At 31.5% G+C, this 498-nt stretch carries 1 protein-coding gene; it reads right to left on the bottom strand.

Features of this window, described 5'->3' with window-relative positions:
- The coding region (locus IUY40_RS19255; protein ID WP_229335713.1) for a hypothetical protein at positions 1-498 on the bottom strand (498 nt) is incomplete at both ends.

The raw sequence follows: 498 nt of genomic DNA on the forward strand, positions 1-498 counted from the left end.
TTCCCAAAACTGCTTGTTTTTTTCTTGCTCAGAAAGATGTAATAGCATTAAAATGGTTTCGGTTTTCTCAATAAATTCTCCAGTTTTTTGTCCTGCTGTTGTTAGCGAAGCCAAATGCATCGGATTACCATAACGAATTGGCGTTGTGAGATATTTTTTAGGCTCAGATCCTATATCTTTATCTAAAGGAAAAAAATCATCCCAAAACTTATCCCAAGTTAATCCATCGACAGATTCTATATATATTCTACCTGTTTCTAATCTTGTAGTATTTAAAAAGATGTCTTTAAAAATAAAAGAATCTTTAGAACTCACATATGCTTTATTAACTTCAGGACCGCCTTGGTTGCCATAATTTGTTGCCAGTTGGTGAATTAATTTTAAAAACTCGTTTCTAATACTTTTACCTGAATCGTATATTTGCAAAACCTTTTTAGGTCTTTGTTCTAACCATTTATAAAGTTTTTTCCCATCTTGTTTGTTTAGAGCTTTCAGAAT

It is taken from the genome of Flavobacterium sp. ALJ2, assembly GCF_015594725.1.
In the GTDB taxonomy this organism is placed as follows: Bacteria; Bacteroidota; Bacteroidia; order Flavobacteriales; family Flavobacteriaceae; genus Flavobacterium.